Origin of the sequence: Psychrobacter cibarius, assembly GCF_904845955.1 — a bacterium.
Lineage (GTDB): Bacteria > Pseudomonadota > Gammaproteobacteria > Pseudomonadales > Moraxellaceae > Psychrobacter > Psychrobacter cibarius_B.
On the sequence record NZ_CAJGYX010000007.1, the window covers coordinates 72,093 to 86,374 of the forward strand.

The following is a 14,282-nucleotide window of genomic DNA, read 5'->3' on the forward strand; positions in this document are numbered from 1 at the left end:
TATAGCGGTGTGTGGTATTCGTTTGTTATAAATATTGGTATCTTATCTGTTTGCAGCGTAGCTAACGCTTATCATCTATATATTCAACACGCCCTAATAAGTAACATCCACTTTATCGCTGTAACGATAGGTACGTATCAAACGCAGCTCAACAATATCTTCCATGTCTTTGGTGAATTTACCAAAGGGCGCTGCTTGGCGTACCGATTGCTTTGCTGCTTCATCTAATAATGTGGAGTTGGAGCTTTCAAGCAGACGTATGGCTTTAATATTACCATCACTACTAATGATGACCATAAGGCGCACTTCGCCCGTGATACCTTGTGCCCGTGCCTGCATGGGATAATGCAAATTCCCAATGCGTTCGACATGCTCACGGAAAGTATTAATATAATCAGCCGCGGCACCACGCGTCGTCGAGTTGCTATCGACCGTCACGACTTTTGATTTGGTTGCATAGACTTGCTGACGTTGAGACAGCTGTGTCTCTAAAGTAGCAATTTGTTTACGCAGACGCTCTTCTTGCGCCATCATATCATCTTGTGCTTGCTTGCTATCATTATCAGACTCCACACTCGCTTGACGCCAGCTTAAGGTGGTACGCAGATAGCTTTCTTGATAATGCTGCTGGCGTACTTGACGCTGCAGGCTAATCACATCTTGCGTCTCACTTATTTGCTCAGCAGACAATGGGCTGATTTGGTCGTTCTCTTGTCTTAATTGCTCCTCCACTGTGCCGCCACCTTCTTGGGAGGCATTAGCAATAAAGTGGGCGTCTTCATTTGGCTGCATATTGTCGGTTAGCGCTTTTGCCACATCTTGCATCATTGCCGCAGGATCTTTGCCCATCGAAAAGCCAATACCAAAAATAATAATGGCGTGTACGGCCACAGCGATAACGATGTCCACCGGTAAACTAACATCCCGCTTAGGTGCTTGCGCGGAAAAATGATAGCTTTGTGAATCTTTGATATAGGCCACAATGGGTCTCAGCTTATGAATATGAGCTTATAAATACAAGACAGCAAATAATAAGCGTTATGATAATGGGCAGGATTTATACTGGCGCTATCATAACATGACATAGAATTCTGTCGCTAGCACAACCGTTGCCGACTCATTTTAATCCACTCACACAGTATTTATCTCCTTTGGTCAATTTATTGACAAGCTGAACCAGCAAAAATGATATAAAACCAATGCGGCTATGTCATCGCTAGGCCGTATTTTGAACATATAAGCATTGCCAATTAAATGATTTGCGACAAAACCCATGTGTCCATTTTGAAGCCATCATATCTGTTATATACTGTTTTATAATTTTTGTGTCATTAGGGCGGGTTAAACAGGCGTAAATAGACAGGGCTGATTTAGCAAAAATGCTTGTAATGACCACTCGCCAGCTTTCATTAAAGAACAGTCTGTCATTTTTTAATCAGTCGCTCTTTATGCCATTGAGTCAGCTACCTCCCCTATAATTATAAGGATAATAAGTTTGAGTGATTTTGATAACAGGGATAATTCAGACAATTTTGATGAATTTTTTGAAAATATGGGCTATCGTTTCGACGAATCATTTAGCGATGGTTGGGAGCGCCTTACCCAATCAATCAAACAGATATATCATAGAACGACTGATAAATTCGAAGATGAGTTGTCGCTGCCAGTGGCACAGATTTATGTCAATGATGCGCTACAGAAGTTCGTCACTGATAATGTAAAAGCCATCTTAGAGCTGCGTGTTGAGATGCATGATGACTGGTTTCGCTTATACTGTACGGTCGATGCTGGTGGCATTTATGCAGAGGTGGCGAGTAATTTTAGTTTGATTCATGTACAGCTCGATCGTAACGTCCAGCGATTTGTCTTTGGTCAACAGACTTATACTGATGTGCTAAATCTACGTTGTGAGTCGTTTATTAAGCGCCAAGGTATCAAACTGTTTATTTGGTTTTATCACACTATTCTGAAAAAAGACCCTTTAGGCTTTATTCTCTCCTATATCAATATCGCCCGTGCAAAAGACGAGGTTATCTACCTTGATATCAATCGCTGGTTAAAAAAGAACAAAAAAATCATGAGCACTTTACATAAAGTTCAAGTCAACTATGGCGAGCTTGAAGAAGAGCAAATGATTTTGAAAACTCAAATCAATTATCGTGATTTATTGGCTGCCAGCAGTAACGAAGATATTACCGGCGATGATGATGAGCCTGAGCTGATGCAAGGCCCTATTAACCCAATAGATGATGCGACCGAACCGAGTCAGGTATAAATCCCTCAGTATACAAATGACGTTTTTTACTTAGCAAAAAAGCGCTGACACTTAGAGACTGTTTTTGTCTTTTAGAGTCAGCGCTTTTTTATCAAGCAAATTTTCAATGGCTTCTAAAGCGTGCCGTCATCAATCATGCAACTACCAGTAATTTTCTACTGCAATATTGCCCTCGCCGCGACGATTCATCACCAGACCTAAAGTCTTGAGCGCTTCTTTGGTATCTTCCACCATGTCTGGATTGCCACATAACATGACATGCGTACTATCAATATCTAAGGCAATCCCTGCTCGCGCTTGTAGCGTACCATCTAGCAGCAGCTTGGGCAGACGCTCTGTCAGGGCGCCTTCGACAGGTTCACGGGTAACGATGGGAATAAAGATTAGTTTTGCAGGATTTTCAACCAAAGAACCAAAGTCTTCTTGCAAGCTTTCGATCTTTTCAACATAAGCAAGCTCTTCTATCGAGCGCGCGCTATAGGCCAAGATGATGTGCTCATAGTCTTCCCACGTCTGCAAATCTTGTAACATTGATAAAAATGGTGCCAAGCCCGTTCCAGTCGCGAGCAGCCATAAATCTTTTGGTAAAGGCTTTTGATAACGTGCTAACGTCAAAAAACCAAACGGCATAGTATTGAGTAGTAGCTCATCGCCCACTTCTAAATGCTGCAACTGCGACGTAAATGCGCCATCAGGAATTACGATAGAGAAGAACTCTAGCACCTCATCAAACGGCGAAGAAACGATGGAATAAGCCCGAAAGATGTCTTCGTTTAGTTTTTCATTCTGTTCTTCATTAGCAACGGCATTACCTGCTGCACGCTGCTGTTTATAATATTTTAATTGACTGGGATTGACGCCCAAACGCACAAATTGACCCGCAGTAAACTTAAAGCTATCAGGACGGCTGACAGTGAAGCTAAATAGATTTGGCGTCCACGTGGTCTTACTAAGCACGGTTACTGCCTGAATATTATCACTCATAAGAATTATCGACTCACTTTTTAGTAATCATTATTTTTATCAAGACTTTAAACGACACAAAATAAAAGATGCGCCAAGCTTATCATAAAGCTGGCGCATCTTGGGTTTCTGACCGTAATAACAGATAAGCAGCGGTATCAGCATACCCCTACTTACCCTTTTGCTATTTACCAAATACGTGCCAGACTTGCCCATTCAATCATACTGTTTGGCAAGATACCAAAGAAGATAATCATCGCGGTCACCGCAATAACCATGATCCCGCCAGTACGCATCGCCCATTGGCTAGAAACGTCAAACTCAATGAACTGTTTCGGACGTTTAAAGAGGGTGAGCATTACGCGCAGATAATAGAATAAGCCGGTCGCACTACCCAAGATAATCATCGCTGCTAAGAACCAATTGGTTCCTTGTACCGCTGCCAATATCGCAAATAGCTTGGTAATAAAGCCAGCCGTCAACGGAATACCTGCCAATGACAACATCATAATAGTCATAACCGCAGTCAATACGGGACGACGCCAAAACAGCCCTTGATAATGGGTCAATTCATCAGCCTCACCAGATAAACGATAAGGGCTCGACATCAAGGTTACAACGCCAAAGGCACCGATAGAGGTTAATGCATAAACCGCCATATACATACTAGAGATACTATCCGCTGCCGCGCCGATACTGACGATGACAATCAACACATAACCCATATGGGCAATGGATGAATAACCCAATAGGCGTTTGAGGCTGGTTTGACGTACTGCTAATAAGTTACCGATCAAAATAGATAAAGTTGCCATGACCATTAACAGCATTTGCACCGATGGCAAGGCCAATAAAGACGTATCGATTAAGAAACGAACCGCTAAGCCCATCATAGCTACTTTTGATACCGATGCTAAAAAGGTAGCGATTGGTGCTGGAGCGCCTTCGTATACATCTGGTGTCCACATATGAAACGGCGCAGCAGAGAGTTTGAAGGCGATACCAAACATCATCATCGCCGCACCAAGTATCAGAAGTGGCGACTCAAAAACATCACCCAATACCATACTGATTGGCTTAAAGGCGAGCGAGCCTACTTCGGCATAGATAAATGCCATACCCATGAGCAATGTCGCCGATGCCGTCGCTGACAGCACCAAGTACTTCAGCCCTGACTCTAGTGAGCGGTTGCGCATATAGGTATATGACAGCATACCGTATAGCGGTATAGACAGCATCTCTAAGCTCATAAAGAATGACGCTAAATGCTGAGCACTGACCATCAGCAAAGCACCAATCGTCGATAGCAACATGAGCAAATATAGCTCTTCTTTATTATCCTTGAGATTGGCCAAATACGCATAAGATAACGTACAACAAGCCAATGCACAGATAAAAATAATCACCATATTAAACTGAGCAAAGTTATCAATAACGAATAACTGCTCAGCATTTGGCATGAGATTACCGCTATTCACAATCCCTGTCATTTGCCCAATGAGGGTAAATAGACCAATATTTAAGCCGACGACCGTTATCGTACCAGTCACCATATGTGAGCGTTTAATTGCGATGGCAATCATGACCACCAATACCGTAATAACGACGGCAATGATTGGCGCATAAGGCAATAACCCCATCAAATCATTCATCGTAATATCATTCATGACTTAACGTGCCTCCATTGCATCAAGCAGTTGCGACGCATCTACTTGTGTGACTTGACTGTATATATAAGCATTATTGATCCACTGCATCGCATGACTTGACGTATCAAGGAACGGCTGTGGATATAGACCAAGCCATACCAAGCCTGCAGCGAGCATCAATAACAATGACAACTCACGCTTACCCAAATCTTTTAATGGACGCGTAGGCAAACCATGTGCTTTGGTTTCTTGCATGGCGACTGCTTCGATGTTGTTTTTGCCAAATAATGCACGGTGAATCAAAATAAGCGAGTATAGCCCTGCTAGTACCAGACTGAATGTTGCAAAGACCACAAATACTGGATACTGAGCGAAAGCACCAAATAAAATCATGAACTCGCCGATGAAGTTACCTGTGCCCGGAATACCGAGCAACGCGGCACAGAAGAACATCAGTATCGGTGCGTAGTAACGGAACTGACCCCACATACCACCCATCAAGGTTAAATCACGCGTATGTAGACGCTCATATAACTGCCCTGCCATGATGAATAGCGCTGCTGAGCTTAAGCCATGTGCTAGCATCTGAATCATCAGACCTTGCAAGCTTAATAAAGTACCCGCATAAATTGCTAATACCACAAAGCCCATGTGCGAAATACTGGTATAAGCGAGCAAACGCTTCATATCGGTCTGCATAAAGGCGAGCCATGCACCATAGAAGATACCAATGGTACCCAAGGTCATCGCAATCGGTGCAAAATCTTGTGATGCTGCTGGAAATAATGGCAAGACAAAACGAATCAAACCATAAGCGGCGGTTTTAATTAATACCCCTGCCAAATCCACCGAACCTGCCGTTGGGGCTTGTGCGTGCGCATCTGGCAACCAGCCATGAAAAGGAATAATCGGCAACTTAACCGCAAAGCCAATAAAGAAGCACAACATGATCGGATATTCCCAGCCGCCAAGTGACGTACCGAGCAAATCATTATAATTAAAGCTCACCACCCCTTTTTGAGCGTAGCTGATAATGACCAATATCAAGATCCCGACCAGCATAATAAGCCCAGACGCTTGGGTATAAATAAAGAACTTAGTCGCTGCGTATTCCTTGGTTTTGCCAACCACATCATGACCCCAAATCGCGATCAAGAAGTAGATAGGAACCAGCATCATCTCCCAAAAGAAGAAGAACAAGAACAGATCAATGGCTAAGAACACACCAATGACGCCGCCCAAACTCCACAAAAGGTTGAGATGGAAAAAGCCGACTCGACGCTGAATCTCATTCCACGAACAAGCTACTGCAGCAATACCGAGCAATCCTGTTAACGCCACCATCATCAGCGACAAGCCATCCATCGCTAAATGGAAGCTAATACCAAAAGTCGGTATCCATGGCACACTAAATTCAGCGACCCAAGGCACAGCAGCGTCTGGCGCAATCACTTGCTTACTCATGCCGCTAAAGTCGCCGTATTGCCACAGCACTAGCGACAATACAAAGGTCAACGTCATACCGATTAGAGCAATCCATCGCGGCAGACGTTTATTAAAGCGCTCGACCAACCAACATAACAACCCGGCAATAAAGGGAATTGCAATTAATGCTGGTAGCATCCACGTTTGTTGTAACTCAATCATCTTATACCACCGTCATCATTACCAGCACTAGTAATACAGCCATGCCCAAGCCAAAGCTTGCAGCGTAACCTCGAAGTGACCCTGTTTGCGTCGCAGACAATACCTTATTACCAGCAGATGCCAGCTTAGGTAAAACAAGCCACGCTTTATCGATAGGGTCGGCTTTAAATAAGCGGCCGATGAACAAAAAGGGTTTTACAAAAATTACATCGTATAGCGCATCAAAACCTAGACCATGATAACACCAGTGATATAGCGCCCCACCAACACGTGAGCGCTTAAAGCGGGTGAGCATGCGACCTTTATCCACAACATATAATAGCGCCGCTATTATTAGACCAGCCAGCATCGCACCCATGGCGATAAACTCAGCCGTATGCTTACCATGCGCTTGACCAGCGACTTCCAATAAATGCCCAACACTCTCTGGCAAGACGCCTTGTAATGGCGGGGTAATAAATGCGCCCACTGCCGTTGATAATACGAGCAACACACTAAGTGGTAGCCAATATGACACACCAGATAACTTATGAGCATGGGTTTTTTCTTCACCAAAGAAGATAATCCAAATCATACGGAAGGTATAAAGCGCGGTTAAGAAAGCACCGAATACACCCATATAGAATAAGACCATATGACCGGTTGCATAACTTTCCCAAAGAATCGCTTCTTTAGAATAAAAGCCAACGGTGACCCAAGGTATTGCCGCAAGTGCACCGCCACCAACGATATAGCACCAAAATACCAACGGTATCTTTTTACGTAGACCGCCCATCTTAAAGATGTTTTGCTCATGGTGTACCGCAAGGATGACGGCACCTGATGATAAGAATAACAGGGCTTTAAAGAAAGCATGGGTCATCAAATGGAAGATAGCGCCTTGCCACGCGCCAACGCCGAGTGCTAAGAACATATAGCCAATTTGGCTCATCGTTGAGTAAGCAAGAATACGTTTGATGTCGGTTTGTGCCAGTGCACAGAATCCAGCAACGACCAACGTCAACGCCCCGACGCCGCCGACCCAATATAATAAAATACCAGGGGTCAGCTCAAACAATGGATGTAAGCGAGCGATTAAATAAACACCTGCCGTGACCATCGTTGCCGCGTGAATAAGCGCTGATACTGGCGTTGGACCTGCCATCGCATCAGCCAGCCATGTATGTAATGGCAGTTGCGCCGATTTACCCATCGCGCCGCCAACTAACATCATGGTTGTCAACATCATCGTTGGATTGTTGATATCGAATACTTCTGGCGCACGGGTAATAATCTCTTGAATATTAAGCGTACCGAATTCGCGGAATAATAAAAACAGACCGAAGGCTAAGAATACATCACCCACGCGCGTCACCGTAAAGGCTTTCATCGCTGCAAGACCATTGGCGCGGTCATGGTAATAAAAACCGATCAGTAAGTACGAACAGATACCAACGCCTTCCCAGCCAAGATAAAGCAAGAACAAGTTATCTGCTAATACTAGCAATAACATGCTGGCGACGAACAAGTTCATATAGCTAAAGAAGCGGGCAAATCCAGTGTCGCCTTTCATGTACCAAGCGGCAAAAAGATGGATTAAAAAGCCAATCCCAGTGATGACACCCGTCATCGTCAGTGCCAAACCATCAAAGCTCAGACCGAAACTTGGGGCAAAATCTCCGACTTGGAACCATGTCCAAAGCGGAATCTCTATGACTGTTCCTGCTGGATTATTGGTTAAAAAAGTATAACTAACGATTAGCGTGCATAGTGCTGATAACAGCATACTACCGACACCGACAATCGCTGCCACCTGCTCTGTTAGCTTGTCGCGCATAAAGGCCAAAATCAAAAAGCCAACGAGCGGGAATATAAAGGTTAATGGTAATAAACTCATGACATCATCCTTTCATCTCATTGGCGCTATCGACATCGAGATGCCCACGCTGATGATAAAACCGCAATAATATTGCCAAACCAATGGCGGCCTCTGCTGCTGCCAAGGTCAAAATAAAGATAAACATAATCTGTCCATCTGGATCGACCCAACGACTACCTGCCACCACAAATGCTAATGCTGTTGCATTCATCATGATCTCAAGGCTCATTAGCATAAATAGGAAATTACGTCGTACCATGACGCCGCACAGACCAATGGCAAATAAGATACCTGCCAAAATCAGTCCATGGCTCATGGGTATCATGCCCAGTACATTCTGCGCCTCAGCAACTGGCTGTACTAAGCCTGCTACCTCGTGGGCAAACGGCACGTTTGACACATCTTGTGTCACGCTCGCTGCTAGTACCATTAGTCTGACTCCTTGCGCGTGACTTTATTCACACCCAGCTGCGTACCTGCATTCATACTTACATAGTCATGCGGGTCAACATCTTTATATTCGTAAGGTTCTGCCATTTTCGCCGCGTCAGCATCTATAGGCATGCCGTGATCATCGTAGTGTTTGATACTTGCGACATTAGCATTAGATCCTTGACTACCATTACTGTGGTTTGCATTAACAGTAACCTCATCAGCGATAGACTCTTTACCCAAATGATAAGCGGCGACTAAGGCTGCCAATAGTAGCAATGCAGCCACTTCTATCAACATCACATATTTAGTAAATAGCACCGTACCGACTGCTTTGGCAGATATTGTCGAGCCACCAATCATTGCCGCTTCGTCATGACCCATACCAATCATCGCATACAGCACAACCGCGATAATAATCGTTAACCCTGTCGGTAGCGCCCAAGTGCCCGCATCAAGCCAGCGCTCTTCACGCTCATCATTGCTCATACCTAAGTTCAGCATCATGATGACAAAAACAAACAGCACCATAATGGCGCCGGCATAGACGACAATCTCTAACGCACCAGCAAATGGCGCGCCTAGGACGAAAAATATCCCTGCGATTGCCAGTAATGACACAATCATCGATAAGATAGCATGCACTGGATTGGCTTGAGTCACGACGCGCAGACTGGCAAATATGGCCACTGCTGCAAGCGAATAAAACCCAGCCAGTTCAGGATGGTTCAAAATATTCATCATGGTAGCAAGCTCCTTAGATCAATCGGTGCAGCTTCGTTTTGTGCTGCGCCTTTTGGTTTGTCCGCTACCGCCATACCCGTCACGCGATAATAGTTATAATCAGGATATTTACCTGGCCCTGAAATGAGCAAATGCTCTTTTTCATAGACCAAGTCTTGGCGCTTATATTCACCCAACTCAAAGTCAGGCGTCATTTGAATGGCTGTCGTTGGACACGCCTCTTCACACAAGCCACAAAAAATACAGCGCGAAAAGTTAATTCGGAAAAACTCTGGATACCAACGACCGTCTTCACGTTCCGCTTTTTGTAAGGAGATACACCCTACCGGGCATGCCACCGCACACAAGTTACAAGCCACACAGCGCTCGTCTCCATCAGGGTCACGCGTTAGGACAATACGTCCACGAAAACGCGGCGGCACAGGTACCGGCACCTCAGGATAAAGGATGGTGTCACGCGGTCTGAGCGCATGACTATTGACCATCCACATGCTGCGGACAATGGTAAATAGTCCAATGACGGTCTTTTTTATGGTAGTAAACATGGGATTATTATCCTTATCAGCTTTACCCTAGTTCATCAATGATGGCTAGTGATGACTACAACGTTGGGGAAAAGATCAAAATGACCGCAGCAGTAACCAACAGGTTAATCAGCGTTACTGGCAGACAAACTTTCCAGCCAAAGTTCATCACTTGATCATAACGCGGACGCATGAGTGAGCCTCGAGCCAAAATAAACATGGTCATAAAGAACAGCGTTTTAATCATGAACCAAAAAGCTGGTGGAATAAATGGAATATCTAAGTTAAAAGGTGCAAGCCAACCACCAAAGAATAAGCACGTCATTAAGGCAGAAATCAGGACAACGTTGACATATTCGCCAATAAAGAACATACCGAATTTCATGCCAGAATATTCAACATGATACCCTTCAGCCAGCTCTTGCTCTGCTTCTGGCTGATCAAATGGATGTCTACGGGTAACGGCTACACCCGCAACAACAAAGGTCAAAAAGCCAAAAAACTGCGGAATGATATACCAGCCGTCGATTTGCGCCTCAACAATGGCGCGCAAGTTAAATGAGCCTGTCAATGCGACTACGCCCATCAAAGATAAGCCTAAAAAGACTTCATAACTGATGGTTTGTGCTGCTGAACGTAGCCCGCCGAGTAGTGAGAATTTATTCGCTGATGCCCAGCCACCGAACATCACTGCATAGACGGCAATACCTGCCATCGCAAAGAAGAACAGAATACCGATATCCCAGTCAGCAACACCAAGCGTTGGCGAAATAGGAATAATGGCAAATGAGGCCAGTGCGGTGAACATCGCGACCGCAGGTGCCAACGTAAACATAAACTTATCGGTAAAGTTTGGTGTCCAATCTTCTTTAAAGAAGATTTTGAGCATATCCGCGACTAGCTGCAACGAACCAAAGGGTCCGACGCGGTTTGGACCGTAACGATCCTGCCATAAAGCTAGCATGCGGCGCTCATAGACAATCATCATAGCGGCAACCATAACCACGACCAAGAAGATGACCAGTGATTGCCCGACCATAAATAAAATGGACCAAGCATCAAAGCTCATGCTACCAGCCAAGAAGCTTGGCACATCAGGGATAATACGGGTAACTTGCATATTACACCTCCTGTGTGGTGGTCGGTGCTGTGTTCATTTGCGCAGCATCGTTATTGTTCATCATATCGTTAGCCATGCTACCCATCATCGTCACTGGTGCATCCACTTTGCGAACCGACGCTGGCATTGATGGATGAATGATACTCACCTGCCCAACTGGGTAACCGATACAGCCTTCTGCTAAATAACCGACTATCTGTACTGGCAAGGTGATTTGTTGCTTATCAATCTCAATCGCTAAGTAATCGCCATTAGCGATGTTCCAGTCCTTAGCGTCATCCATACTGATACGCCATGCGGCAACGGGTAGTTGCTCTGCGACGATTGGGCTGCGCGAGGCCATCATCGAGCTGGCATAGATATTATAGATAGGCACCAGTTTCGCTTGACCTTGCTGCATATCCGTCGTCGTCACAGACATCGCCTCTGGTGCCACATATTGACGTATTTCTAGACGTGCTAGCTGATCAAATAAGCGTACGCCTGGATCACCATTTTTCAGATGGCCGCCGACTTTGTCTTGATACTTGTTCCACGCTTGTGGTGAGTTCCAACCTGCCGCATTGGCAAAAGGAATCATCGAGCTTGGCGTTTCTTTACCACTATAACCTTCCATTGAAAAGGTCAAACCGGTGTCTAAATCTTTTGGCTGCATCGGCTCATGCACAGATATCGGTGCACGCATAGCGGTACGACCTGAATAACGGCGCGGCTGACGTGCAATCTTAAGACCCGTCATACGGTAATCGGCATCAGGAGCAGCATTTTTAATACCAGCAAGCTTAGGATGTGTAGCAATTAATGCATTGATGACGTCATCTAGCTGCGTCCAATCGACATCATGACCTTCGATGCTGCTATGCACGGCATGTAACCAGCGCCAGCCTTCTTTAATACTGCTCATCGGATGGTAGTATTCGTTGTCGTAAACTTGGAAGAAGCGCTGAGCACGACCTTCAGCCGATATCAGCGTACCATCCGCTTCAGCAAAGCTTGCTGCTGGCAATACGATATCGACATCTTTATGCCAATCAAGCAGCTGGTGATCTAAGGCAATGACAGTCTTATCGGCTAATAGTTGAGTCAACTTACTGGCATCAATAGCATCAGTCAGTTGATTTTCGGCAACAATCACCACATCAAAATCAGTCGCCAGTAGCTCTTCGACTGATTGACCGCCAAGCATGCAAACACCCATGCTATTGGCATCGGTAACCGTTAGGTAAATACCTGCTTGTGCCTGATATTTATTGTTTACTTCTTTCAGCTCAAGTTTTTTAGCAGGAGCGCGTTCTACATTGTCTTGCGTTTCTGTATCAACACCGGTTTCAGGTTTGTTTGGTTTAGCGGATAGCTCTTTATCTTCTATTTGCGCTTGCTCATCACGGACTTGAGCATTATACGTGTCCACTTGCTGCTGTTCAGTCGCTTTAATGGCTGAGCGTTTTTGCGTCAATGCTTGAGTAATCTGCGCCGCTGCTTCAATCAAAGCCGTAGAGGATAAACTGCTACCCGAGATAACCAGTGGCTTATCTGCTTGAATCAAGTCATAAGCGATTTGCTGAGCCAACGCTTGCATGCCATCAGTTTCAATACTTGCATCAGCATCTTGCTCAGCTGCTTGTAGGTCTGCGATTTCTGCGAAATCATCAGCGAAATTGGCAATTTCATCAGCGACTTTAAAGCCAAGTTTAGTGATGTCTTCAGGCGTTGCTACGACACTGACTTTACTGATGTCTTCTAGCTTAGTCTGTACCACGTCGATGACATAAACTGGGCTTAACGCATCTTGAGCAATACGTTTAACAGGCTCGGCAAGCCACGGCTGCGTTTGTAGCGCCGCTGCCATTTTCAGGCCTTCGTTTTTTGCCGCTTGGCGTACTGACAACGCGACACGTGATGAAGTTTGGGTGATATCTTCACCCAATACTAATACCGCATCATAACTTTCGATATCAGTCATGCTTGGGTTATAAATGCCTTCCGTGCTAAGCACTTCGATACATTTATTGACCAACGCTTGCTGCTGATGGTTCAAACCTGTTGAAAACTTATCAAAGCCAACGAGGTTTTTTAGCGCAAAGTTGGTTTCCAAACTGGCACGAGGTGAGCCAATACCGATGACCTTTTTATCTTTGATACGTTTGATGGTTTCATCGAGTGCATAGTCAATATTGATTTTGACATGCTTGTCATTGATACGTTCAAGCGCTTGGGTTGGACGGTCGTCACGATTGACATAGCCATAACCAAAGCGACCACGGTCACATAAGAAATAGCGGTTTACTTCACCGTTATAGCGGTTTTCGATACGGCGCAATTCACCATAACGCTCACCTGGTGAGATATTACAACCAGCTGAGCAGCCATGACAGATGCTTGGTGCATACTGCATGTCCCATTTACGGTTATAACGCTCAGAGTGTGTCTTATCGGTGAAGACGCCCGTTGGGCATACTTCCGTTAAGTTGCCTGAAAACTCGCTTTCGAACTGACCATCTTTATCACGACCAAAATAGACGCGGTTGTTTGAGCCATAAACACCCAAATCTTCGCCGCCCGCATAGTCTTTATAAAAACGGACACAGCGATAGCAAGCGATACAGCGGTTCATCTCATGCGCGATGAATGGGCCAAGCTCTTGGTTATGATGGGTGCGTTTGGTAAAGCGGTAGCGACGACGGCTATGACCTGACATATAAGTCATGTCTTGCAAATGGCAATGCCCACCCTCTTCGCAAGTTGGACAGTCATGTGGATGGTTGGTCATCAGTAACTCAACCATCGACTTGCGGAATGCTTTGGCTTCATCGTCAGTAACAGAGATATACATGTCATCGCCCGGAGCGACCATACATGACATCACAAGACGGCCACGACCTGCTTCCATATCTTCTTTGTTTTGGAATTGCTTGACCGCGCACTGACGGCACGACCCTACTGAGCCAAGGGCTGGATGATAACAAAAATACGGCACATCAATGCCGAGTGATAAGCAGGCTTGTAGCAAGTTATCTGCGCTATCTACTTCGACAGTGGTTCCATCAATATGTATGACTGCCATGCCGCT

Annotated in this window: 11 protein-coding genes; 1 reads left to right on the plus strand and 10 read right to left on the minus strand. The window is 45.2% G+C overall.

All coding sequences use genetic code 11. From position 1 onward, the window contains the following. Positions 1-93: 93 nt before the first annotated feature. On the minus strand, positions 94-981 hold the full coding sequence (locus JMV76_RS12730; protein ID WP_201502955.1) for an energy transducer TonB: 888 nt from the start codon (positions 979-981) through the stop codon (positions 94-96). Between the two features lie 514 nt (positions 982-1,495). On the opposite strand from JMV76_RS12730, the gene JMV76_RS12735 reads away from it, so the two are divergent. After that, positions 1,496-2,275: a hypothetical protein gene (locus tag JMV76_RS12735; RefSeq protein ID WP_201502956.1), complete on the plus strand. Its 780-nt coding sequence runs from the start codon at positions 1,496-1,498 to the stop codon at positions 2,273-2,275. 141 nt (positions 2,276-2,416) lie between these two features. Here the strand turns inward: JMV76_RS12735 and JMV76_RS12740 are convergent, their stop codons facing one another. The 9 genes from JMV76_RS12740 to nuoG all read right to left on the minus strand — a co-directional run bounded on the left by JMV76_RS12740 (position 2,417) and on the right by nuoG (position 14,276). Then, a complete protein-coding gene (locus JMV76_RS12740; RefSeq protein WP_201502957.1) occupies positions 2,417-3,259 on the minus strand; it encodes a ferredoxin--NADP reductase in 843 nt (280 codons plus the stop codon). 167 nt (positions 3,260-3,426) lie between these two features. Continuing rightward, positions 3,427-4,905, minus strand: coding sequence for an NADH-quinone oxidoreductase subunit NuoN (nuoN, locus tag JMV76_RS12745; RefSeq protein WP_201502958.1), 1,479 nt, complete (start codon positions 4,903-4,905; stop codon positions 3,427-3,429). Between the two features lie 3 nt (positions 4,906-4,908). Next, positions 4,909-6,534, minus strand: a complete 1,626-nt coding sequence (gene nuoM, locus JMV76_RS12750; RefSeq protein WP_055124527.1) for an NADH-quinone oxidoreductase subunit M — start codon at positions 6,532-6,534, stop codon at positions 4,909-4,911. 1 nt (position 6,535) lies between these two features. After that, positions 6,536-8,410 (minus strand): NADH-quinone oxidoreductase subunit L, encoded by a 1,875-nt coding sequence (gene nuoL / locus JMV76_RS12755; protein ID WP_087815852.1) that lies wholly within the window; start codon positions 8,408-8,410, stop codon positions 6,536-6,538. 4 nt (positions 8,411-8,414) lie between these two features. After that, positions 8,415-8,723, minus strand: coding sequence for an NADH-quinone oxidoreductase subunit NuoK (gene nuoK / locus JMV76_RS12760; protein WP_045445153.1), 309 nt, complete (start codon positions 8,721-8,723; stop codon positions 8,415-8,417). 98 nt (positions 8,724-8,821) lie between these two features. Beyond that, positions 8,822-9,568, minus strand: coding sequence for an NADH-quinone oxidoreductase subunit J (gene nuoJ, locus JMV76_RS12765; RefSeq protein WP_201502959.1), 747 nt, complete (start codon positions 9,566-9,568; stop codon positions 8,822-8,824). Continuing rightward, on the minus strand, positions 9,565-10,113 hold the full coding sequence (gene nuoI / locus JMV76_RS12770; protein WP_045444743.1) for an NADH-quinone oxidoreductase subunit NuoI: 549 nt from the start codon (positions 10,111-10,113) through the stop codon (positions 9,565-9,567). Before nuoI ends, nuoJ begins: the two co-directional genes overlap by 4 nt. Positions 10,114-10,168: 55 nt before the next feature. Continuing rightward, positions 10,169-11,161, minus strand: a complete 993-nt coding sequence (gene nuoH, locus JMV76_RS12775; RefSeq protein ID WP_201502984.1) for an NADH-quinone oxidoreductase subunit NuoH — start codon at positions 11,159-11,161, stop codon at positions 10,169-10,171. Between the two features lie 52 nt (positions 11,162-11,213). After that, positions 11,214-14,276: an NADH-quinone oxidoreductase subunit NuoG gene (gene nuoG, locus JMV76_RS12780; RefSeq protein WP_201502960.1), complete on the minus strand. Its 3,063-nt coding sequence runs from the start codon at positions 14,274-14,276 to the stop codon at positions 11,214-11,216. Positions 14,277-14,282: the final 6 nt, after the last annotated feature.

Excerpts from the sequence above, each read along its gene's own strand:
- JMV76_RS12740 (WP_201502957.1), bottom strand. The coding sequence starts at position 3,259 with ATGAGTGATAATATTCAGGCAGTAACCGTGCTTAGTAAGACCACGTGG.
- nuoN (WP_201502958.1), bottom strand. The coding sequence starts at position 4,905 with ATGAATGATATTACGATGAATGATTTGATGGGGTTATTGCCTTATGCG.
- nuoM (WP_055124527.1), bottom strand. The coding sequence starts at position 6,534 with ATGATTGAGTTACAACAAACGTGGATGCTACCAGCATTAATTGCAATT.
- nuoL (WP_087815852.1), bottom strand. The coding sequence starts at position 8,410 with ATGAGTTTATTACCATTAACCTTTATATTCCCGCTCGTTGGCTTTTTG.
- nuoJ (WP_201502959.1), bottom strand. The coding sequence starts at position 9,568 with ATGATGAATATTTTGAACCATCCTGAACTGGCTGGGTTTTATTCGCTT.
- nuoI (WP_045444743.1), bottom strand. The coding sequence starts at position 10,113 with ATGTTTACTACCATAAAAAAGACCGTCATTGGACTATTTACCATTGTC.
- nuoH (WP_201502984.1), bottom strand. The coding sequence starts at position 11,161 with ATGAGCTTTGATGCTTGGTCCATTTTATTTATGGTCGGGCAATCACTG.
- nuoG (WP_201502960.1), bottom strand. The coding sequence starts at position 14,276 with ATGGCAGTCATACATATTGATGGAACCACTGTCGAAGTAGATAGCGCA.